The 24,787-nt window shown below is 44.5% G+C and carries 14 protein-coding genes; 3 read left to right on the top strand and 11 right to left on the bottom strand.

Annotation, left to right across the window (positions count from 1 at the left end; all coding sequences use genetic code 11):
- The first annotated feature begins 63 nt into the window (after positions 1-63).
- Positions 64-534: a DinB family protein gene (locus ACTHPG_RS10965; RefSeq protein WP_440389306.1), complete on the top strand. Its 471-nt coding sequence runs from the start codon at positions 64-66 to the stop codon at positions 532-534.
- Positions 535-845: 311 nt separating this feature from the next.
- Here ACTHPG_RS10965 and ACTHPG_RS10960 read toward each other — a convergent pair whose 3' ends face one another.
- The 3 genes from ACTHPG_RS10960 to ACTHPG_RS10950 form a co-directional block, all read right to left on the bottom strand.
- Positions 846-1,805 (bottom strand): L-threonine 3-dehydrogenase, encoded by a 960-nt coding sequence (locus tag ACTHPG_RS10960; RefSeq protein ID WP_440389304.1) that lies wholly within the window; start codon positions 1,803-1,805, stop codon positions 846-848.
- A 37-nt stretch (positions 1,806-1,842) separates the two neighbouring features.
- The gene (locus tag ACTHPG_RS10955) at positions 1,843-3,033 is read right to left on the bottom strand and encodes a glycine C-acetyltransferase (RefSeq protein WP_440389302.1); all 1,191 of its coding nucleotides are present in this window, start codon (positions 3,031-3,033) and stop codon (positions 1,843-1,845) included.
- A gap of 745 nt (positions 3,034-3,778) precedes the next feature.
- A complete protein-coding gene (locus ACTHPG_RS10950) occupies positions 3,779-4,420 on the bottom strand; it encodes a TetR/AcrR family transcriptional regulator (RefSeq protein ID WP_440389301.1) in 642 nt (213 codons plus the stop codon).
- Positions 4,421-4,649: 229 nt separating this feature from the next.
- Between ACTHPG_RS10950 and ACTHPG_RS10945 the strand changes: the two genes are divergently transcribed.
- Entirely contained in the window at positions 4,650-5,537 is an 888-nt protein-coding gene (locus tag ACTHPG_RS10945; RefSeq protein WP_440389299.1) for an NAD(P)H-binding protein, read from the top strand.
- A 658-nt stretch (positions 5,538-6,195) separates the two neighbouring features.
- Here ACTHPG_RS10945 and ACTHPG_RS10940 read toward each other — a convergent pair.
- The 4 genes from ACTHPG_RS10940 to ACTHPG_RS10925 form a co-directional block, all read right to left on the bottom strand.
- Positions 6,196-7,362 carry a cation:proton antiporter gene (locus ACTHPG_RS10940; protein WP_440389297.1) on the bottom strand — a complete coding sequence of 389 codons (1,167 nt, stop codon included), beginning with the start codon at positions 7,360-7,362 and terminating at the stop codon, positions 6,196-6,198.
- Positions 7,363-7,899: 537 nt separating this feature from the next.
- Complete coding sequence (locus ACTHPG_RS10935) at positions 7,900-9,510, bottom strand: extracellular solute-binding protein (RefSeq protein WP_440389295.1); 1,611 nt, start codon at positions 9,508-9,510, stop codon at positions 7,900-7,902.
- A gap of 128 nt (positions 9,511-9,638) precedes the next feature.
- On the bottom strand, positions 9,639-10,529 hold the full coding sequence (locus tag ACTHPG_RS10930) for a carbohydrate ABC transporter permease (RefSeq protein WP_029880772.1): 891 nt from the start codon (positions 10,527-10,529) through the stop codon (positions 9,639-9,641).
- Between the two features lie 28 nt (positions 10,530-10,557).
- A complete protein-coding gene (locus tag ACTHPG_RS10925) occupies positions 10,558-11,514 on the bottom strand; it encodes an ABC transporter permease (protein ID WP_440389293.1) in 957 nt (318 codons plus the stop codon).
- A gap of 253 nt (positions 11,515-11,767) precedes the next feature.
- On the opposite strand from ACTHPG_RS10925, the gene ACTHPG_RS10920 reads away from it, so the two are divergent.
- Positions 11,768-13,495, top strand: coding sequence for a cache domain-containing sensor histidine kinase (locus tag ACTHPG_RS10920; protein ID WP_440389291.1), 1,728 nt, complete (start codon positions 11,768-11,770; stop codon positions 13,493-13,495).
- A 68-nt stretch (positions 13,496-13,563) separates the two neighbouring features.
- Here the strand turns inward: ACTHPG_RS10920 and ACTHPG_RS10915 are convergent, their stop codons facing one another.
- The 4 genes from ACTHPG_RS10915 to ACTHPG_RS10900 form a co-directional block, all read right to left on the bottom strand.
- Positions 13,564-15,684 carry an alpha-galactosidase gene (locus tag ACTHPG_RS10915; RefSeq protein WP_440389289.1) on the bottom strand — a complete coding sequence of 707 codons (2,121 nt, stop codon included), beginning with the start codon at positions 15,682-15,684 and terminating at the stop codon, positions 13,564-13,566.
- A gap of 167 nt (positions 15,685-15,851) precedes the next feature.
- Positions 15,852-20,423, bottom strand: coding sequence for an S-layer homology domain-containing protein (locus ACTHPG_RS10910; protein WP_440389287.1), 4,572 nt, complete (start codon positions 20,421-20,423; stop codon positions 15,852-15,854).
- A 296-nt stretch (positions 20,424-20,719) separates the two neighbouring features.
- Positions 20,720-22,252 carry a response regulator transcription factor gene (locus ACTHPG_RS10905; protein WP_440389285.1) on the bottom strand — a complete coding sequence of 511 codons (1,533 nt, stop codon included), beginning with the start codon at positions 22,250-22,252 and terminating at the stop codon, positions 20,720-20,722.
- A gap of 100 nt (positions 22,253-22,352) precedes the next feature.
- Positions 22,353-24,683 carry a glycoside hydrolase family 95 protein gene (locus tag ACTHPG_RS10900; RefSeq protein ID WP_440389283.1) on the bottom strand — a complete coding sequence of 777 codons (2,331 nt, stop codon included), beginning with the start codon at positions 24,681-24,683 and terminating at the stop codon, positions 22,353-22,355.
- Positions 24,684-24,787 lie beyond the last annotated feature (104 nt).

The following is a 24,787-nucleotide window of genomic DNA, read 5'->3' as shown; positions in this document are numbered from 1 at the left end:
TACCCAAGAAACAAGTGATTTTTTTTAACGAATTCATTAGCGACTTTACGGGAGGTCAATATCATGAGCAATTTTGTCACAGATCAATTGGGATTTGTTCGCCGTCAGGCAGTTGCATATGTGAGGAATATAAATGACTCCACCTCGGAAATAATTCCAACAGGTTTGAAAAACAATATAAAATGGAATCTAGGCCACATGTATGTTATACATGAGAAGTTCGCTTTCCAACTTACTGGGGAAGAAACCAGATATCCTGCTCATTTTAGCAAGTTATTTGATCCAGGAACGAAACCGTCTGACTGGAATGTAGAGTCTCCAACGATGGCACAGATAATCGAAGTGTTAACCGAACAAATTGGGAGGGTTGAATCGGTACTTTCAAGCAAATTGAGAGAAGAAATCAACCCTCATTACAAGTCTTCTACAGGACTTATCTTTACTAATGCAGAACAATTACTGGGGTTTCTGATTTATCATGAAGCAATGCACTTCGCAACAATTAAAAATATCAAGAGCATAATTGACAGTTAGGATTAGTAAAGACTCTATTAACGTCTAGCCCATGAAATATGGATTTATCTTTATTACATTATTAGTAGGGTCCTTTCACTAAAACGAACAAATCGACCTTAAATTCTACTAAAGTTGGAATAAGGTCGGTTTTTTTAAATCGGTGTTCGGGATGTGATCTTGTCTAGTTCTTCAACCCAGCCCATATTACTTCTGGCAAGATGATGATGAAAAAAAGAAGCTGCAACAAAAGGCCCGGTAATGTCAGAGCTTCTCTTGATGCAGATTCTTTTGTATTTCTACTCGCTTTGCTCAGTGGATAAATAATAAATTTAAGCTTTGCGAAGCATTTGTCTCTCGCTTAGCTGTGAAAGCATATCTTTCGTCATGGCTTTCAAGTCGTAACGGGCATGAAATCCCCATTCTGTTTTTGCTGCCGTCGCATCAATGGAATGCGGCCAACTATCAGCAATCGCCTGTCTTTTCGGATCAACCTCATAATCGAGGACAAAGCCAGGTAACTCTTCACGAATCGCTGCAGCGATCGCCTCCGGATCCACGCTCATTGCTGTAACATTAAAAGAGTTTCGATGCGTCAACCGGCATGAATCCGCTTCCATTAAATCGATGATCGCGTTGAGGGCATCCGGCATATACATCATGTCCATGTTTGTGTCTTTTGCGATATAAGATGTATACCGGCCAGCCGTCACGGCTGCGTAATAAATTTCCACTGCGTAATCGGTCGTTCCTCCGCCGGGAGGCGTCATATAAGATATCAAACCTGGGAATCGCAGCCCCCTAGTATCCAGGCCGTACTTGTGAAAATAATAATCACAAAGCAGTTCGCCGGATACTTTGTTCACGCCGTACATCGTATTGGGCCTCTGGATCGTATCCTGCGGGGTATTGTATTTTGGAGTCGTAGGGCCAAAAGATCCAATGGAGCTTGGCGTGAACAATTGGCAGCCGAGCTCTCTGGATATTTCAAGTGCATTCATCAATCCGCCCATATTCAAATTCCAGGCAAGCAGGGGTTTCTCCTCTGCGGTAGCCGACAGCAGCGCAGCCAAATGCATGATGGTATCCACTTCGTACCGTTTGGCAATTTCGAACATCGCCTTATCATTCGTCACGTCCAGCAGCTCGAATGGTCCGGATCGGGTAATTTCGTGGGCTGATGACCTGAGATCCGTAGCAACGACGTGATCCTCACCATAAATCTCACGTAATTTAACAACTAACTCAGAACCGATTTGGCCTAGTGCTCCGGTCACCAAAATCTTGTTCATAAGACATTCCTCCCGAAATATACTCCCGCGAATGCATCTAAATGAGCTTCATTTCCTTGCCAACTTTCTCATAAACAGAGATCACCTGGCCCAGCATCTCCTTGGTATGGGCAGCTGTCGGCATGTTGCGTATTCTTCCAGTTTCTTTCGGGACCGTAGGAAACAGGATTGCCTTGGCGTAAACGCCTTCTTCATAGAGCCGTTTGCTGAACTGTTGGGTGGTTGCTTCATCGCCAATGATACAAGGTGTGATTGGCGTTTCGCTTTGGCCTACATCATATCCAAGACGGCTCAAGCCATTTTTCAAATGATTGCCGTTCTCCCACAGCTTATCAATCAGCTCTTTGTCATTCATCAAAATGTCAACAGAAGCAATAGATGAAGCGATTGCAGCCGGAGGTAGCGATGTCGAGAACAAAAACGGACGGCTTCTCAGCTTCAGCCATTCGATCAATTGTTTTTTACCCGCCACATAACCGCCGACAACGCCGATCGCCTTGGAAAGAGTACCAATTTGAAAGTCAATGCGGTCGGACAATTCAAAATGTTTCACGGTTCCCGCACCTGCTCCGAGAACGCCCGAACCGTGAGCATCGTCCACATAAGTAATCAGATCAAATTCTTCTGCTATTTTCACGATTTCGGGAAGCTTTGCTATATCACCATCCATGGAGAAAACCCCGTCGGTAATGACCATAATTTTATGGTACTGACCGGATTCCTTGGCCTCTTTCGCCAGTCGTCTTAAATCATTCATATCCGAATGCTTAAAGCGAATCACCTTGGCTCTCGACAGGCGGCAGCCATCAATAATGGAAGCGTGATTCAGCTCATCGGATAAAATCGCATCATGCTGGTCCATTACCCCGGATATAGCAGCCATATTACAGTTAAATCCCGATTGATACACGATAACGGCTTCCGTTTTTTTGAAACGGGCCAGTTTTTCTTCAAGCTCAATATGAAGATCCATCGTACCATTAATTGTTCTCACAGCGCCTGCCCCTGCCCCGTATGTCTGCACCGCCTTAACTGAAGCATCAATCAGGCGGTAATCTGTTGCCAAGCCCAAATAGTTATTAGAAGACAAATTGATTAAGGACTTTCCGTCAATACGAATAACAGGACCATTTGCACCCTGCAGTGTATCGATGAAGTTATATAGACCTTTATTCTTTAGATCTTCAATGTTCGAACTTAAAAATTGGTCCAATGTTTGACTTGACATTCGATTCCCTCCTTAATATACCTTTGTCCTTGTACGGGAGACATGTCATATTGCGAAAAAACCTTGTTGTAAATGGGGTTTTATTAATTTCAATGTAGCATCTTTTTTATTCTTTGTACACATGTGGAGGACAAAAATAAAAAAATACGCAAATATACATAGTGATTATTCCCCCACCTCCGGAAGCAATCGCTATTCAATTTTTGTTTATTCCTTTAAATCAATGGATTTATCCTAACCAAACGGATTCTTACATGGCCAACACAATGAGATGAGTCCATATGGGAGCTCTTGCCAAAGTTAAACTCGCCTCAACACTTAGATATGCATCTAATCGAAAAAAGGACTATGATCTTGACCATTCCGGCAATCCGTACAAGTTCTTGTTCTTGGCTCGGAACTTGGAACGTGTACGGATAAAATAAAAAAGCCGCTATAATAGCGACTTCAATGGAACTATGTTCTTGTCCCTCGACAATTTTTACTTGGAATTATCCTCCCTCTTGAATGAAACGAGATACGGTAATCGGTACAAGTCCTGATAATAAATAGTTTGTTCAACTACGTCTTTACGTTAGCATAGTGACTTAATGTGATAAGGTTCACCGCGCTGACTCTAACCGCTAAGTTTAATGGTCACCTACCCGGATGGCCTTTTAGTGTTAAAAGCTACAAATTTTACAACGATTACTCTGATAACGGGACGATAGCATCAATAAGAACAAGTCGTCGGAAACGAACGCGTTTACGAAATGGTTTGTAAAATGCGAATGATTTCTTTTTCGACAATTGAATCGTCAATAGTATCCAGATATTCAGGACTAATCACTTGATACTGTTTCATTCTATAAAACTCCATAACAGCTTGTTTCAAGGTCAGATCATACCATTGAATACTAAAGGTCGGTTCCATAATGCGCCGAAGCGTCGCATCATCTTGAACTAAGGACAGTGCAGCGTGCATTCTGTTAAAAATCTTCATATCCATACCGGATTGATAAAAAGATTGTAAATTTTTAATTCTATTTTGTTGAGCAATGGAAATTTTTTCGAAAAGTCGTGGATAAAACTCCTTAAGATCTTGCAGGAACAAATCGGATATATATATAACACCTATTAACGATTCCAGAAACGTTTTTTGAAATCGATCAATATATGAAACGGAATCATCATTTACAACGGTGTCAGCCTGCTGCAAATACTGAATTCCATACTCTACAACCTGTTCGATGATTTCATCTTTGGATGAAAAGTGCTTATACAGCGTTACCTTACTAATATCCATATGTTTTGCGATATCGTCAATTTTCAGTTGGCTGAATCTGGTTCTTCTAATTACAGGTTTGATTTTATTTAGATATTGATCTGCGCTCACGGGTTTTCTCACGATTGAAGCCTCCTCTAATGCTCATCAAATCATATTATATCAAAATAGCTGTATCAACAAACAATATTGCATAAAAATATTAAATTAACTAATTTTATTATTTTAGTTTACTTAGTTAATAACCGGTTGTATAATCTCTCTTGTAATGAATAACCAATCGAGGAAGGGATAACGGTATCAAAAGCAATATACATTTCTCGAAATCACATTATTAAAAGGAGAATACACAATGAAAATCACAGTTCTCGGCTCACTCGGCAATATTAACCGTAACTACCTGCCATCCCTAATCGCAGACGGCCATGATGTCACCGTCATCACAAGCTCCAAAGACCGTATCGCAGACATCGAAGCGCTTGGTGCCAAACCAGCGGTCGGATCAAACCTCGACGTCGAATTCCTCGCACAGGCCTTCGCAGGTAGTGACGTCGTTTACCTCATGATTTCGGGCATCAATTATGCCTCTGGCACCGACATGCGGCAGACTGCTATTGATCTTGCTGAAAATTATAAGACCGCTGTGCTAAAATCAGGCGTAAAAAATGTCGTCAACCTCAGCTCAGTCGGCGCGGACAACGCAAACGCCGGCATTCTCTACAGCTATCATTATGTAGAAGACGCGCTAAACTCGCTTGAAAGCGTGAATATTGTCCACATCCGACCTGTCGGCTTTTACAGCAATCTTTTTGCCGACATGCAAAGCCTCAAAACCCAGCAGACTATCTTCAGCCCAATTTCTGTTGACATCCCACAAGGCTGGGTCAGCCCTGTTGATATTGCAAACGTTGTTTACGCCATGATTTCTCACACCCCAGCGGGTAAAAGTGCGAAGTTCATAGTTAGTGACTGGGCCACAGGCAACGACTGGCTCAACGCCCTTGCTGAAGAAGGTATCGAAGCCAAATACCAACAAATATCTGTTGAAACTCTTGCTGAGAATATGAAGAAAATCGGCTTCCACGAAAACACTGCCAACGGGTTTGCCCAAATGAACCGCGCCTGCGAGAACGCCGACGAGTTCTACGCCAGCCTCCGTACAACCGACTACCACCTTGGTAAAGTTAAGGTCGGAGACTTTGCGAAAGTTTTTGCAGACGTGTACAATAAATCTGTTTAAACAGTCCAGAATACTCTTAACCTGCGGATGAGAATGCGTCTAAGTGCGTTCTTCATTTGACAACTTGACCCGGAGAATCTTGGGATGGCAGCCTGTTCATCCTGCTCTAATTTCAGACCTCGAACAAGAGTTTTACTCTGACATGGTTTTGACATAGAAAGAACAGAGCTCGCTGAAGTGTTAGCGAGCCCTGTTCTTTCTTGACAAATGCGCACAACAAAACCTAACTGTGATAAGGTTCATATCGAATGACTTAAAACTAACTTACAACTAACGATACTAGTCCACCCTTTACTATAGAATCCTCACTTTTAACAAAAATAAAAACGAACTATCTAATGATAGTCCGTTGAATTAATTAGAGTTGAAGCCATCTAGTCACATCTTCAGATATAAGACCATTCTGACGATGTGTGACAGGCATTTCACTGATTTGTAGTAAAAAGTAACTATCGTGTGTACGTAGACACTCAAGAAGGTACTTCTCTAACAAATCAATATCATCCGCTGTTTTAATTAAATACACTCTGTCATGAAGATGTTTGACCTCAAAGAGGTTATCCAGATGAAAGTTAATACACTCCTCGGTCCATCCTTCATTTTTAGGCTTATAGGAAAACAAATAGAGTTTAGATATAGTATTCTCCCCCTTTTATTCTTATAGCCCGCCTTCTTTTGAAGCAGTTCCCTTACGTGGATTAAATAACACCTTTAACAATGGTGGCGCTATTAAGGTTGTAAGTATGACCATTATAATAACTGAAGTGAAGTATTCAGGTAAAAGAAGCCCTGCTTGTAAACCAGTTGATGCAATAATTAATGCAACCTCTCCTCGTGATACCATCCCAGCTCCTATAGCAAATGAAGAAACATTGCTGAATCCTGTAATCTTTGCTCCCAACGCACCACCAAGTAATTTGGTTAAAACAGCAGCAACGGTTAGAACGATAAGGAATCCGATCTGTTGACCTACACCTTCAAATGAAACATTGAGACCAATGCTTACAAAAAATACGGGAACAAAAATTGAATATGCAATTGGCTCGATCTTCTTTTCAACAACATTCTTAAAATTTGTTTGTGAGATTGCAATACCGGCAGCAAATGAACCGATTATACCGGCCATACCCATCAGATCAGCAAAGTATGCAAATCCAAAGCAAATGAAGAGTGCGATTGATATTATGGGCTCTGTTACTTTAAGAGTTGAGAGCCATTTCATAACATGAGGAACTATAAATGCCCCTGCAACAAATACACCTATGAAGAACAGCACTTTCTTTCCTACTAGAAGTCCCAAGGATACATCCTGACCTGTACCCAAGAAACTCATCATAAATGCTAAAAGGATAACAACTAAAATATCGTCTACCACAGCAGCTCCAAGAATGGTTGTGCCCTCCCTGGAACTTAAACGATCCATATCCTTTAGCACTTGTACTGAAATGCTTACAGATGTTGCACTGAATAAAACTCCCATAAAAAGTGCATAGTTCGTTGATAATCCAAATAAATCTGCTACTCCAAATCCACCTGCAAAAGGAAGTATAATCCCACCAACAGCAACAGCAACTGCTGATCTCCAGTTTTTCTTTAACTGATCCAGGTCAGTTTCTAATCCAGCAATAAACATAAGTAATAATACCCCTACTTCAGAGACATAATGAATGAATTCATTATTATCAATCCACCCCAGAATTGCAGGTCCCAAAATAATGCCGACAACCAATTTCCCAAGTACAGAGGGTTGCCCCAATTTTACGGATACATGTCCTGCTATTTTTGTACTAACAATGATTAAAGCCAAATACCATATAAACTCCATTCTACCTACTCCTCAACAACAATATCTCAAACAATGCGAACGCGTTCCTCAACATGATAATAGACCTAAAACCATAGGTCAATATAGCTTTTTAAGCAACAAAACAGGGTTATTACCCTTGTGAAAACCCTCATCAATCCCCATATACGTATCTTCAATAAAAAACCTAAAAACAAGCATCAGGGGCGTTTTTTAATATGTATAAGAATACATAATGGCCAAAAGTGGAAATTAATCAGTGATATTATTCCTTTTAAGGATATATGTTTTATTCTCGCCAGATTCACAATACAAATATCATGTAACAACTCCAGCAAAACGGAAACACAAATGCAAGATCTCGGTAAACAATACGGCTTTAAGGATGCATTATATGATCGGTGAAACACTAAACCAATAATGGAACAAAGTTCTTGCCTTCAGAAAGCGAATTGTGCGTTTATCTCGCGACAGCAACAGTATGATAAAATGCGTTCATAAATAAGAAGTGTCCCGGGCAATCACCCGAGACACTCTTATTTATAAGTTGATTTCCAATTATTTCGAAGACCACAGTTCCATACGCTGAGCATATTTCTCATTAATGATATCTTCCACTTTTTCATCGCCGGCCTTCTTCATATCCTCCAGCATTTTGTCAAATACAGAGTTGGCTTCACCTTCGCTTGGAGCAATAATGGCTCTCGTAATGCTCTGATCCATAATATCCTTCACCTTTTGGGCGGTCAGTGCTTGAGGTGTTCCCCCATCTGGATTCAGATTATCATACTGCGCTGTGTCCCATACGGAATCGCCAAGACTCTTAATGGCCAGTTCATCCACTTCACTGCGCTGGAATTTAACCGCCATGTCATATGGCTGTCCGTTCGGGTCCAGACCATTTTTGATAAACCATAACCATTTGCGAACGCCGCTTTTCTTCACCGTATCATCCCAATTATCCTTGAAGCTTTGCAGGAATTCAGGTTTCGGTTGTCGCTTGCCATCCACCATGGTGTACTGTTCGCCTTCCTTGCCCCACAGCAGCAAATGCTGTCCTTCATCACTCGCCAGATAATTAAACAGCTTTATCGTTTCTTCAGGGTGTTTGTTGTTTTTGGTAATGGCTATTGCATCCCATCCAAGCGAACTTCTAGGGCCAAACGTCGTTTGAGCCGGATCTACGCCTGGAGCAACCACTTTGTAGGCGAATAACTGATTCTTTTCCCCGCCATCCTTTTTCAGGGCCGCATTGCCGTTACCAGGGTCCCAATATGCACCTGGGGTAGCAAACACCGCACCAGTCGTCAGCTTTTGAATCCAGGTCTGTGTTTTGCTAATCGCAAATTCCTTTTCGATCAGACCTTCTCTATATAAGCGATTCATGTATAACAGCATCTCACGATATTTTGGATCCTTGACATCATATTGCAGACGTCCGTTGTTGTCATAATACGTCTTTAAGCCCCACATGCCTTTGAATGTGCCCAGATTCGCACCCATGTTTTCCCCGTTCATCGTCATCGGAATGGACTCTTTGCCATCAATCGTATTGTATTTCTCTTTAAAATTTTTCAGGAGTGCTTCGAATTCGTCTGTTGTGAGGGGCTGTGAACCATCTGCTTTGTCCGGAAGAAACTCTTCCAACAGACTCTGTCTCATCAGCATACCGAAAACCGGATCACTGTCGAGTCCATACCAGTTTGCCAGATAGTAGTTCTTGCCGTCTGTATTACGTGTTTTGGTCAAGGTATCTCCGTACATTTCTTTCAGATCAGAACCATATTTCTCAATTAACTCATCCAGTGGAATGAATGCCCCACTTGAAATGTATTTGTCGAGAGAAGCATCTCCCCGGCTCATGACTACCACATCCGGATAGTCACCACTCGCCAGCATTAGGCTCAGTTTTTCTGTTGGATTACCCGTTGGCTGCTGGATGGAAATCTCTATGCCAGTCTTTTTGGTAATTTCCTGGGCAACCGCATCGGTAAAAGGTTCTCCTTTGGTATTGCCATCAAACCAGGTCAGCGTAATCGGCCCTTGCTCCCCGTCTTTACCTGCTGTATTGTTCTCCCCATCATTGGAGGAGCAGCCCGCCAGCAAACCAACGACTAATGCAGCTGTAATCCCCATGGTCATCCTTTTTTTAGTCTTTGTTATTGACACCCTAATTCCTCCCAATGAATAAATTCCTGTTGTGCTAGATTGAGCATTTCCAAAACGATATTTGCCCACCCCCTTTCAGGGAGAGACCACTGAAACAAGCCTTCCCTGTAACCGGATTATGGAACAGATTAACTTTTCACCGCTCCCAAAGTCATGCCTTTCACAAAGTATTTTTGCAGAAACGGATACACCATAACGATTGGTAAGGTGGCTACCATCGTAGCAGCCATTCGAATGGTATCGCTTGAAACGGCATTTCGTTTGGCCGAATTGGCCAGCATTTGCGTTTGCGAAATCATGCCACCCGTCTGAAATTGATTCAATATTTTCACAAGCACAGCCTGAAGGGTTTTCAGGTCCGAGCTGTAGGTGAACGCATAGGAATCAAACCACGCATTCCAATGCCCTATCGCTTGAAAAAGTCCCACTGTTGCAAGTACAGGTGTTGTCAGCGGCATCACAATCCGGAAGAAAATTGTCAGATCGTTAGCCCCGTCTACCCTCGCCGATTCTTCAATCTCATGGGGTAGCTGTTCCATGAAAGTACGGACAATGATCATATAGAAGACATTCATCAAACTTGGCAAAATGAACACCGAAAAGGTATCGATCATATTCAGCGCCTTAAGCACCATGTAGAACGGAATCAGTCCGCCACTGAAATACATGGTAAAAATAAAGTACAGGTTCCAGCCTTTGCGACCAATTAGATTCCGCCGACTTAACGGATACGCAAGCATCGTAATGACGAGAACCGATAGCGGTGCGCCAATCAGCGTTCGTTTGACGGTTACCCACAGACCGTTTAAAATCTCGCTATCTTTCAAAATCTGCTGATAGCTGTCCAGGGTCAGATCTCTGGGCCACAGATAAACGCCGCCTCGCACCGTATCCTCCGCGCTGTTCAATGAAAGAACGAGTATATTCCAAAACGGAAGAAATGTAACCAGTAATACGAGAATAAGAATGAAATATACAATAATTTTGAAAATACGATCCCCGAATCGGTTCAGAATCATTACAAGCGCTCCCTTCTGTCTTTTATAGTTAGAACAATGCCTGATCGTTCACTTTTCTCGAAATCCGGTTCACGATAAGGACAAGTATGAAGGCGACAACGGATTTGAACATTCCTACAGCAGCCCCGTAAGAGAACATGCTATTTTGTAGTCCGTATTTGTAAGCATAAATATCAATAACCTCGGAGTATTCAAGCACGGTATTATTTTGCAGCAAGTATTGTTGTTCGAATCCTGCATTCAAAATGCCGCCGACCGCAAGAATAGCCAATATGACAATGGTAGGGCGCATGGATGGCAGCGTTATATGCCACATTTGCTTGAATCGGCTGGCTCCGTCCACTCTGGCCGCTTCGTAAAGTTCCGGATTAATCGAAGCGATTGCAGCAAGATACATAATGGCACTGAACCCCATCTCCTTCCACATGTTCGACAGTGCGATAATCCACCAGAACAGAGGCCCGTTCTGCAAAAATGCGACGGGTTCTTTGACAATGCCGAGCAGAACCAGAATATTATTAAGCATTCCATCTGAAGCAAGCAGCGTAATTACAATGTTGGCTGCAATAACCCATGAGATAAAATGCGGCAGATAAGAAACCGTCTGTACAAAACGTTTGAAAAATCCCTGCCTCGCTTCATTCAGCACAAGCGCGAGAATGATTGGAGCAGGAAATCCGAAAAACAACGTCAGCAAGCTTGTCGCAAGCGTATTACGCATCACCCGGTAGAAATCTCCTGTAGTAAAGAAATACTCAAACCACTGGAAACCGACAAACTCAGCATGGAAGAACTGGTAGAAAAACGATCCCCCACCCGGCTGATAATTCGTAAACGCCATATATAGTCCAAACATCGGACCGTAGGAAAATAACAATGTTGCAATGAAGGCAGGAAGCATAAGCACGAATAACCATTTTTGCTCTTTTACTCTGCTTATCAGATTATTGCTCCTGACTGTTTTGATAGCGCTTACCTTATGCATTAGGTACCCTCCCTTTTTCTATACAGCAGCAAGGCCGAACATAGCTGGATTCAACTTCTCTCCTATTCATCATAAATTTGACACGGTTTACTCGCCATAGTTGAATTCTCCGAAAGATACCGCTTTTTAATGATGTTTTTGTGCAAAGCGAGGATTGGATTTCCATATTTACTCTGCTATGATGAACTGTGCAATGAATATTCAGTCAAGAGAGGGCTGCCGGATGCGCCAATTTTATAGAAGATATATGTACATGCCTTTTGTAAACCTGAGTTTTCGTTCCAAACTATTTACAGTATTTGTACTCGTCACCATCATTCCGATGATGTCATTGGTTTATCTCTCCTATGAACTTACCAAAACGAAACTTACCGAGCAGATCTACATCAACATGACGAACTCAACAGCTCAGATCACTAAAAATCTGGAGAATAAACTGGACAGCTACGAACATATTTCCGCCTCTATTTATTTGGATAACCGACTTGCCAATTACCTGACAAACGAATATCATGATGATCCTTCCTATCTCGACGTCTATAATTACATTGGCAATCGAATCGACACCGTAATGGCTGCCTACCCTGATTTTGATAGCGCATTCATATATTCGGACAATCCTTCACTGCCCAAAGACAATTATTATATCCGGCCGATCACCCCCGAGGTTCAGAACACGGAACTGTTTCACAAGCTGCAACAATCCTATGGGAATATAATTCATCTCTCATCGCCACAGACAGAGAACGGTCCTGCGATGTTTACACTCGCCCGGCTACTGAACAACAATAGTAATCAGTATCCCTACGGAATGCTGGTCTTTCAAATTTCCGAGTCAGTCATCTATTCTCTCATGGAAAAAGAAGCGGGCGGCAAAGATATTTTTATCATAAATGACAATGGTATTATTTTATCTTCAGCGGACAAGCAGTTAATCAATACAAGCCTGCCGGAATTGCTTCATCAGAATTTTGACGAGACGCCTTCAGGCAGATTTGATACAACATATCAAGGCGTGAAGGCTCTAGCGGTCTATAACACGCTCAAAAACGGCTGGAAAACGGTGTCCATCTTCCCTTACGACAGTATTATCAAGGATGCCAAATCTCTCTCTCAGCTTATTATCAACATTTCACTGGGCTTCATCGGAGTAGCGCTGTTGCTCATTTATATTACCGCATCGCTGTTCAGCAATCGCATCAGGACGTTAATTCGGATGATTCGGCGGATTGAGCGGGGAGATTTCAACCCTGCTCATGAGGAGCAAATGGGCAGTGATGAGATCGGTCAGCTTCACTTTGCATTCGAACAGATGACCTCCCGGTTGAAAAGCCTGGTTACCGAAGTCTACAAGAAGGAGCTGCAGAGCAAAGAAGCCGAACTTGATCTGCTTCAAGCTCAGATCAATCCGCATTTTCTGTATAATACACTCGGTTCGATCTCTTCTCTGGCCGTGAAACATCAGGATCCACAGATTCAGGATATGGTTCTTCATCTGGCCAAGTTTTATCGGATCTCTCTGAATAAAGGAAAGAGCATCCTGACCATCAATGAGGAAATGAAGCTGACGCAGAGCTATAATGCCATCCAGCTTATTCGATTTAAGGGCAAGCTGAATATCATCTACACGATAGATCAGTCGATACTGCCCTACTCGACCGTGAAGCTTGCGCTGCAACCTTTTGTGGAGAATGCAGTGATTCACGCTCTTTGGAATCAGGATCGACCTCTAAATATCCACATCAAAGGTGTCATTGAGGACAATAGTATCATCTTATCGGTTATAGACGATGGAATGGGCATGCGACGAGAGAAGCTTGAGGCTTTGTTTGAGGAAAAAGAAGGACGGGGTTATGGAATTTCAAATGTGGATCAGCGGATTAAACTGAAATTCGGTGAATACTACGGTGTTAAAGTGTATAGCAAACTTGGTATGGGAACCACGGTCCAGATCCGTCTGCCGCAAAAAGAGATCCAATAAAAAAGGAGTGCGATGCAGCCGTTATCGACCTGCAAAGCACTCCTTTTAAATTGTTCTACAACATCCTATTATATCTGCTCACGAATACGATACAACAGGCTGTCAAAATCACTACGCAGAGGCAACTCCACCCCGATGTTCATTAGCGCACGCCCACTGATCGATAACCCTAACTCTTCAACGAGATAGGTCTTGTCAGCCTGAAGACCTGTCAAACGAAGTCTAGGTAACGATTCACCCAGCTTCTGTGAGTGAAGAAAAGCAAATAAAACATGATCGCTTCCAGCAGCATCGCTGTACTGGACAGCTGTAACTCCCATATGGCGAAGCGAAGTAAGGCGGAATTGTCTGCCGAATTGCACCACGTGGCGAATAGTTTTGTACTGATCGATGAATTCCCCGGACTGCTCAAGCCACTCCTCACTCCATTCGTTCAGATTGGAGCCAATACCGAGCGTACCCATCATTGCACTGTGGAAGCGATACTTCAGGGAGACGTTTCGACCGTTCATTCCTGTAGGCGATTCGGTTACCCAACAGGTCATCATACGTGGTGCGTATGTATACGAGAAGCCTTCCTGAATGCTCAGACGGTCGAACGCATCCGTATTGTCACTTGGCCAGGATTGGTCAGAATAACGGAAGATGCCCAGATCAATTCGCGAGCCACCTCCTGCGCAAGTCTCAAACTCGACATCCGGGAACTTGGCTCGCAGCTGTGCCCATATATCATAGAGACTCTGGACATGCCTTACCCATACTTCTTTCTGGCGGTTAATGGGGTGACCCTTCATGCCCGGCTCCGTGATGGTCCGGTTCATGTCCCATTTAATGAACTTAATCTCATGGTTGCCAAGCAGTTCGGTCATAAAATGGATAATGTATTGCTTAACCTCTGGCTTGGAAATGTTCAGCAGCAGCTGATTGCGAAGCTCCGTACGTCCCCGGGTCTCAAAATGATATACCCAATCCGGATGCGCTCTATAGAGATCACTATCCGGGTTGACCGACTCCGGCTCCACCCATATGCCGAATTCCATCCCCAGTCCGTGAACCCGGTCAATCAGCTCAACAAGTCCGTTCGGGAACTTCTCTTTGTTCACGTTCCAGTCGCCCAAGCCCGCACGGTCGGAATGCCGCTGCCCAAACCAGCCGTCATCCACTACGAACAGCTCCACACCCAACTTGGCTGCACGTTCGGCAAGGGCCATTTGATCCTGTGCGTTAACATCGAAATAGGTAGCTTCCCAGGAGTTGTACAGCACTTTACCGATTTCACTGCGCGGCAGTATGTAATTGTTTTGGTACTGATGCAAGCGGTGGCTCATGCCGCCAAAGCCTTCCGGACTGAATCCGCCGACAAAGACAGGCGTCTCAAACATTTCACCCGCACCCAGCAGCCATTCATTGTCAAAATCATTAATGCCACCTGTGATCCGTACATGAGTGAACGGCGTCTTCTCCGCAACAATCTTCCAGTTGCCGCTCCAGGCAAGAGCACCAAACCATACCCCACCGCCGCTTTCTGTGGAAAGACCATCATCAATCGCAAACCATGGGTTGGCATGACCGTCAGTGAAACCTCTCCGCGATTCAAGTACCTTTTTTCCCTCTGTCAAAATGGTATTGCGCAGTTGGAATTCACCCGACCATTTCCCCGTAACATGAGTCAGGCGATAATCCTGGAGATATGGCAAAGTCCAGGCTGCGGATTGCATGCTTTCCAGCACGATTTCCTCCTGTCCCGTATTTACGATATTGGCGTAACGCTCCACTAGGTCGAATTCCGGGATAACCCGATATATCAGCTGCGTTTCAAGTGCATATATCTGATCCTTCAACGTGATAATTAACGTCTGTCTGCCATCCTGTTCAATAATCTCGTGACGGTCATACTTTACCTGAAGATCACGAACCCCATCAGACATACGAACCTTCAAAGACGGTTCTGTATAAGATGCGCCTCCCCAGAAGCTGTACTCCTCCACTTCTCCTTCCACTTCCGCGTCAAAAGAGCTATGGGATTGGAGATGGAGCAACGGGGCGCTGTCCTCGATGTCCACGGGGTTACCCCGATATAGATGCTGGAGGTGTTCTCTTTCATTAATTCCGAAAATGTAGGACGAATTTTGCGTCTGTATTGCAAATATACGTAGCTGTTCATTATATTGAATCGTCAAGTTTATCATCCTTTCGAGTTCCTGTTAACCTCGTGCTGTGGGTTGTGAACATACTTATTATTGTAGGAAGCAGGAGTTACATTAGCTATATCGCATTCTTACAATCCATAGGGGATATCGTCTGTCATTTCAAAGGTATGAAAATAAGGCTGCGATTCAATTCGCAGCCTTAAGCCTCACTTCAAAATCAGGTTATAAATGACCTGAGCCGCTTCTGCCCGGGAAGCGATCCCTTTAGGCACAAACTGTCCCTGTCTTTGGCCTTGAACCAGTCCCAATCGGGCTGCATCCTTTACCGAATCAGCTGCCCATGTAGAAACCTGACCCATATCGGTAAACAAGATATCCGTAGAACCAACAGGCACGTTCCCAACATTCAGTTCATATGCCTTCATCAGCATCACCGTAATTTCCTCCCGGGTAATCTGTGAATTCGGCTGAAAACTGACTGCGCTTCGGCCCTTCACAATACCGGCTTGTGTCGCAATCGAGATAGGATCCGCGTACCAGGCATCTGTCGCAACATCTGAAAATTGTATTTCTCCTGTTACGGTCAGCCCCAGAGAATGAACGAGCATGGTGGTGAATTCAGCGCGGGTGATTGCACGTCCTGGCTCAAATTGTTCCTCGTTTGTGCCATCTACAAACAGCTTAGCCGCTAACTCCTTTATGACAGAGCTAGCCCAATGATTGGCCGGAACGTCGGTAAAAGTCCGATCCAGTTCCAGCACGGCATACTTGCTAAAGTGGCTCACTTTAGTCGTTAATACACTATTCACGTAATCTGATTTCAGAAATTCCAAAGTCTCATTTTTGTTAATATAATATATTCCTCCCTGTGAAGATTCGAAACCTTCTTCCACTGCCAGACTCAGTGTAACCGGGTGATCAAACGCAGCGAGTGTTTCGGTTGTACCTGATTTAGTTGTTGCTGAAAGACTAAATTCATAGATTTCTCCCTTAAGGGTAACCGTTGCCCGGGAAGATGATTCCACTGCAGCAACGACCTCCCTGGCCTTGCTGCCAAGCGAAACCATTTTCAGGGATATTGTACTTTCTTCCTGTTGCCCTGCCGGTAGCTTGCTCAATAGCTGCTGGAACAAACTTGCAGGGATTTGCAGGGTTAGCTGGCCTGTTTTCACTTCCAGTGGATGGTTACCGAGCTGGCGTAAAACAGCAGATGACAATTGTAGCTCCTGAGTTCCAGCCATGATGTCCACAACGGCTTTCCCTGTCCTACTGTCTACTTTCAGCATATCGGCTGTGACGACCAGTTTTAATGTGTCGTTCTCCTGAGCCGTATTATTGCCGGAGTTCCCACCAGGAGTATTATTGGTATTGCCATTGTTGCCAGAATTACCTGGATTACCTGGGTTGCCTGGATTTTCAGGATGGATTGTTTTTTCGGTCAATTTAACCAACTTCGATTCAGCTGGACCTAGCGAGGTGGACCATGAACCCGTGGCTGAGGAAGACTCACCTGTCCACAAATCTTGTAACGTATAGGATTTGGATTCATTCAATCCGGCACGCCCCAAATGAATCGTTTTGTTTGCTGAACTATTGCCGCTGTAATTAAATAGGGCAAGGTAATAATCATTGCCGTCTTTCAGAACAAACGTATCTGCGGCGTTGGCGTTTGTATTTCCTTCAAGCGGTTTGAATACTTTGCCTTTCAGCGCTATCTGAAGAACATCCGTGTTATTGTACAATGCTGTCATGTATTCCTGTGCCTTGGGATCGTTCACATCATCGGAATCCATCATCACCGTGCCGGCAATTACACCGGAATTCACACGGCTGCGGGCTTCCTCCAGGCTGGATGCCCTGCTTAATGCCAGATGATCAGGGTCTGTATAGGAATAGATCGTTCCATTTTGCCAGAAGCCATAGGTCAGTGAATTGAGCATATACTCCGTTTCATTGATTTTGCCATAGGTGTCGCAGGAGATCCGTCTGCTGTGCGCATATTGGCTCGGAAAGATTGGTGCGATGGACGCACTAATAAACATTTTTCCATCCAATCGCTCTTCGACGTAACGCATCCCTTCATTGTAAGCCTTAATTCCTGTTGTCACGGTAGTGTCATAGTGTTGACCTTCCAGTGAGCCATGGGTCAGGAAATCCAGTTTGATGAACGTGAAGCCAAGCTCCTTAAACTTATCCAGAAAATAATTCATGCGCATTTTGCTCCCCGGATGAGTCACATCCAGTGCATATGCTCCATCCAGTGTAGGCAAAGGTTGCCCCTCAACATCCTTAAGCACAATATCACCATACGTATATTGCCCGTTGGTACCATCCACTTTTTGGCTCATATCGTTGCCCCAATACACAAATGGTCCCCAATAGATGCCTGCATGCTGACCATTGTCCTTAATGACAGATACAGCTTGGGCAAGCTCAGCATCACTTAGATTATCCCAGTAGGAATCCATATTAATAAATACATTGCCGTTATTGTTGAACTTCTTAAGATTGTTTTTGAAATAATTGGACACATCCACTACGTTCTGATACGAAAGCCCGCTATCATAAGCTCCCCAGCTATTCCAACCTACTGGAACACCTTGTGGTAGATCCGGATTCAACGCCAGCGGAGGTGTAATAATCGCATTGGCTTTTCCGTATTCTTCAAGTCCTGTGCGGTAATCACTGAAACCACCTACCATAATCAGTGGTGAAGATAGTTCAGTACCGGTCAGGCTGCCATGCGGCTGGGTGTCACGAGTAACGTCACTCGCTGCGCCACCGTACACAGCAAATTCATTCAACCGATTAGCAGAACCTTTCCAATCAATACCAGTCTTCCATGTGTCATGGGTTACTGAACCGATCACCAGACCATGACGAGACGAGTTATTAAATACCGTCGTCATTTCGTAGCTGGTATCCGCCCGGTTCATCGTTTGAGATTTGTAACGAATCCAGGCATCGTTGTCAAAAGGTACCGTCAGTACTCGATTATCTGAGCTGACGCCGATATCCACACCGCCCGTATTTTTCACCGTTATGGGTGACATATAATTACTCTGGATCTCTATATCACTGATAGCGTCCAGACGGTTGAGGAAATACGATTGATCTTCATAAAACCGATAGACTTGCTTCAGAGTTGGCTTGCCAGTGGAAGTATGAACAAAAGTCAGCTCCACGCCTTTGCCGAAGCCATCCTGAATTTCCACCGGTTTTCCACCGCTTGCATGACTCTCATACCCTTTGGTTTCAACAAGGCCCTCACCAAGTTTAATGCTGCTGAAGATACCTCGCATCTTCTGTCCCTCTGCCCAGCTGTACCCGGCAAATCCGGTTTGGGTATTATAAGACACTTCATATTTTCCGTTCGATACCAGAAGCCCATGGGTATAATCAGTCACCGTGATATCCCCGTATCGTTGCGAGTCACCCGGTGTTCCCAGATCATCATCGCCTTCACCCGGACTTTCGGGTTCTGTCTCTATCGCAGGCTCAACGATAATCCGGTCCAGATCGGGAGAATAGCTATTATTATCTGAAAAAGTTATCGTATTCTCGCCTTCATTTAATTGGAGTGTAAGAGCATACGTACCTACCGTATCCCAATCCGGGGTTTTGGGCAGGTCATGGAACTGCTCTTCCCCACCATTCGCATGGACATAGAAACTCCGTGGATCACCGGAAAAATAATCTACCTTAACGCGGTAATCACCTGTCATGGGGGCTATAATTTTGTTGAACGTCAAGGAGCTCCCGCCATTCAGATAGCCGACCTTTTTGCCGCCGGAAGCATTCGGACTCTCTGTTACACGCGCTTCACCAGTCAGCGTATTGCCCGAATCTTCGGCTTCATAGCTAAGCGTATACGGGATGACTTCAATTCGGTCAAAATCGGGGGAGTACCAATCATGATCCGAGAACGTAATGGTATTAACTCCCTTATGGAGGGAAGCTTCCGCATCATACGTGCCTACCGTATTCCAGCTTGCCGTTTTGGGCAGATCAATCATCTCATCCGTGCCATTGTTTACCTGCATATAGACAGGTCGCTGGTCACCGGAGATATAGGATATTCGGATCAAATATGTACCCTCTGCGGGTACAGTAACATTCGTAAATTGCAGTGAGCTGTTTTTGTTCAGATCCGTTACTTTTTTGCCGCCTGAACTGATACTGCTGTCCACCACCTTGGCATTGCCTTTCAAAATACTGTCGGCTGCTTCTGCCTCAATGACTGCACCATGCAGATTTTTCTTCCAGTCGTCTCCGCCACCTTCTCCAGGATGACCACTGTCCAAACCTCGGATCACGATCTTGTCGATGTCGGGAGAATACCAGTTGTTATCATCAATCAGGATGGTGTTGGTACCCGCGTTCAACGGAAGGGTCACATCAAACATTCCTACCGTATCCCAGTCAACTGTCTTGGACGGCTCTTCATATTGCTTCTCCCCGCCATTGGCACTAATATTGAATGGCCGCGAATCACCTGAAATGTAGTAAACGGAAATCTTATAATTTCCTGTCTCAGTTACAGTAATATTATTAAATTGCAAGGAACTGCCCTGATACATGCCTCCGACTTTTTTGCCGCCTGAAGCCGTCGGGCTATCAGAGATTGTCGCGTTACCAAGCAAAATATTCCCCTCGGCCTCAGCTTCATAGGTATTCATCTCATCGGCGTGAGCTGTTCGGGCGAACTGGCCCCCGCCTATGACCAAACAAATAATGATAAAGAACACAAATCCTTTTTTCATAATTCGTCCCAACATATCATGCCTCCATTTTCTTTTGATTGAGTTAGGTCTCCATATGCCGTCGTGCGGTGATTCACAGCCTTATCTGTAATCGCTTTCATAAAGTGCTGTTAAATCCCATCTCTCCTCCTTCCTTTCCTATATGCCTAATTGTAAAAAGGAGGAGGGGGATGTTCCATACCACAATGTTACTATTCATACAGCAAATCCTCTTTCATTTGCCATATCATGGGTTAGCAAGAGGGAACCTGTTCCAATCATATTCAAGGAAAAAAGAAGGATCATTATCGTGTACCAGACAGCCTGTATCGTCATATGCTTTTTCTGTATTCGTTGGGTGTTACGCCCTGTGTCTTCAGGAACAGAGAAATAAAATAGGACGTACTTTCATAACCGACGTTCCGCGCGATATCGTGAATCTTGAGCGAGTCATCTGCAAGCAGTTCCCTGGCTTTATCCAGTCTGATGCGTGTCAGGTAATCATGAATAGTCATCCCTGTTTTGTCCTTAAAAATGGATCTCAAATAGTTCGGTGACAGATAGACCTGATCAGACAGGCTGTTGATCGTAATCGGCTGATTGTAATTCTGATCGATGAGGGTACGGACCTTGTGAATCAATTTTGCATTTTTGTCCATAAACCGCTCACCCAACATGCTCACCGCATCTTCCGCAGTACCGAGAATCAGATCTTCGATCTCATGCAGAGTCAGTGCATTATAGATGGAATGATATAGCTCAGCCCGCTTCGGAATAGGTTTGTGAAGCTGTTCCAGCAGCTCATTCACGAGATCTATCGACCAGTCGCATATGATTTTCTTCTTGACTCGCAGTGTTGCCAATCCCTCAATATACCCGTGCAGATTCTGTGCCGCCCATTCAAAATCCAGTAGGTTAATAGCCTCAAACCATTCCTTTTGTTCAAAAGGGGGCATATGCTCCGTATACAATTGGTTCGAAAGCATCTCCGCATGGATGATCGTGCCTGTACCTTTATAGAAGCGCTCGTTCAAGATGGTTCGCATCTGTTCGTACAGACAGTGAATATGGGCTAGCTCTTTATCTTGTCCGCCTACAGCTGACGTCACCGTAAAATCCAGGGCACTACGAATAGCCTCAGCCAAGTCTTCCCAGGCATAGTGTCCCGGCTGCTGGGCTGCTTCCATGAATACACCGGTCTCTCCTTCCTTATAATCCACAAAAATGGCTTTCATGTTCTTCGCTTTGAAGAAATGGTCGAGAAAAGAAACCAGCCTACCTGTACACTCCTCCAAACTTTGCTGCTCCCCTTCAGCTTCCTTGGGATCGATACTGAACAAGGCCATTACATATCGGGTGGTCTCCGGTTGTCGGGTTAGATGGCTGTAACTACAAGCGAGATTAAGAGCACGATCCTCATTTTTTTCGTAAGATAATTCCTTCAGAATATTGGCTTTGGCCGCCTCCATGGAACGGTTCTTTATTGCAACTTCTTCACAACGTTGCTTAACTTTACTGATAACGCTTTCAATTTCGTTTAAATCCAGTGGTTTTAGCATATATCCTACGGCCCCTACGTTGATAGCCGATTTTACATATTGAAATTCATCGTGTCCGGTCAGAAACATCACCTGGATCGAATCATAGCCCTCATGTATTTTTCTAGCCAGGTCAATACCGTTCATGATCGGCATCTGAACATCAGTAAGAACGATATCGGGCTGGGTGGCCTCAATCTTCTCCAATGCCTCCCTGCCGTTACTCGCAGTTCCCATGATGTAGATGCCCATCTCTTCCCAGCGGATATAATCCCTTATCATCTCAAGTTCCAGTTCTTCATCGTCTACCAAGAAAATACTATACATCAACGTCCCCTCCCTTTATCTCCTTCTGTCTCTATTATATGTTTTCTTTTACGTGGGATCATGGTTCATATAAATGAAAGTTATTTTCATGTATAGATCGTTATTTTACCAACTCCAGCTTGCTATTGAAATTGTAACTTTCGCCTGCTTTGGCATGAAGAATCGTTCCGCGTTTGCCCCAACAGATGTTGAACGTTCCCGGCGAGAAAGTATGAATGTTCGCAGAGGTCAGCTTTCCATTCTCCCAGACGATATCAATCTCGGCATTGCCTTTTGCCCTCAGCCCATTTATCGAGCCTGTACTCCATGCCTGTGGCAGCGCTGGTAGAAGAAGAATCTTGCCAGCATAACTTTGCAGCAACATCTCCGCTAAAACAGCTGTACCGCCGAAATTTCCATCAATAACGAATATATTACTCTCTGCACCAGCAATTCCGGATTTGGAATAGGTGAACAGATTATCGAAGCACAGTCCGCCAATCAAATGTGAGAGGTGTTTATATGCCGTCTCGCCATCGTGCAATCTCGCAAAACCCAGTCCAAACAAAGCAGCTGTAAATTCAACATCCTCCAGCTCTGCATGAAGCATGCGATTCTCCAACGTTACTCGTGCTGCCGCACTGAGTTCTGGTGTATGGTCAGGTGTAATCTGATTGTCCGGATACAGCGCATACATATGAGACAAATGTCGATGCTCTGGCTGCACCTCCTCATAATCCTCCAGCCACTCCTGTAGCTGGCCTTTCTTGCCGATCTGTAGAGGTGGAAGCTTGCTAATTGCTTCTTCCAGTTTACGCCCAAGTTCCCTGTCTTTGTTCAGAAGTTCAACTGAATGAAGACAAAACTCAAAGAGCCTGCGCACCAGCATCTGGTCCATTGTCGTTCCCATGGACAGCTGCTGAGCCCCATATTTCGAATTACCGGGATAGAAATGATTTTCCGGCGAATTCGAAGGACCCGTTACCAGCCAACCGTTCCGAGGATGCTCACACATATATTCCAGATAGAAAGCCGCCGATTCTTTAAGTACGGTATAGGCCACATTTTCAAGGAAAACACGATCCTGATTGTACTCATAATGTTCAATCAGGTGTGTAGCCAGCCATAATCCGCCTGTAACATTCAATCCCCAAGAAGTCTCCCATCCAGGTAAGGTAAAACCCCATACATTGGAGAACACATGAGCGACCCATCCGTCGCATTCATAGACGTTACGTGCCGTTTCTCTGCCTGCCAGTGCCAGATCTTCAACGTAGCGTAACAGTGGAAGATGGCTTTCTCCCAGATTCACAATTTCTGTGGGGTAATAATTCATCTGGGTATTCACGTCCAGGTGATAGTCACAGCTCCAGCCCATCCGGCACGCTTCACCATCATTCCAGATTCCCTGGAGATGGAGCGGCAGCGGAGAGTTCTTGCGAGAACCTGCAATGGTCAGATACCGTCCATATTGAAAAAATAATGCGAACAGCTGCGGATCTTCGTTCCCGCCCCCACGTTCCAACAAACGAATGCGCTGATCAGTAGTCAAGCCGGATTTCTCCTTAATACCGAGCCGAAGATCTACTTTGTCATACTGCTGGCTGTAATCGCGGATATGATCCGCTCTCAAGGAGGCATAACCTTTATTTAAAGCTTTCACCAGCGTATAGTTGCTCTCTGTTTTCCAATCCGAACCTGTACGACGATAATCTGTACTTACACTAAAATAAATCCATGCCTCATCCGCTTGGGTCACAATCAATCGACCATCTCTACTTGCGTTGGTTCCCCCTGAAATAACCAACTTGACCAAACCCTTGGCCCATACACCGCAAGTCCCGTCACTATGTACATTTTCCGTAGCCTGCCCTTGGAATTCAAGTGTGTTGTCGTCTAAGGTTACAACCTTGAATGATTCCGTGCCTGCATGCAAACCAAGTGTGAAGGATACGCCACCTGGAGCATCGCTCCAAATTCGGGAGGCCACTATATCATCAGCGTGAGAAGCGAAAACTTCACGATGGATCATGATGTCATCATTTTTCCAGAAAGCCCCCGCCAGCGCATGAGTCAGATCCAGCTCACGTTGGAAGCTGCCACCTTCATCAGAGCCTGAACTCTTCTGCTCAAAATCAATAACGACCTCACATAAGCCAAGATTAGTTCCGAAATTACCCTTCTTTGGCTGCAGATGCTGTTTGGCCAGACGATCTCCTTCATTATAATTGCCGGCGAAGAAGTAGCCGCGCATCTCTTCCAGTGCGACCTTGCCTCCTTCGGAAGGCTGTTCTTGTTCAATCCGACCTGACCAGAAGGTAACCTCGCTCATACTCCATACCTCTTGATGCGATGAAGCCATAACAACTGCCCCTATTCTTCCATTTCCCAGCGGCAGGCCTTGCGACCAATTTGCAGCCGGCGTTGAATACCACATAGTAAAATCATTCATATCATGTCCTCCAGTCCATAATATTTATCTTGAAGTAGACACATTCCCCAAATAGACAAACGCGCGATCTGTGAGATACATAAGCGCGCGTTTGTCTTAGAATT

Origin of the sequence: Paenibacillus sp. SAF-068, assembly GCF_051967555.1 — a bacterium.
In the GTDB taxonomy this organism is placed as follows: domain Bacteria; phylum Bacillota; class Bacilli; order Paenibacillales; family Paenibacillaceae; genus Paenibacillus.
Note: the sequence above shows the minus strand (reverse complement) of the source record. Positions and strands in the feature narration are given on the sequence as shown.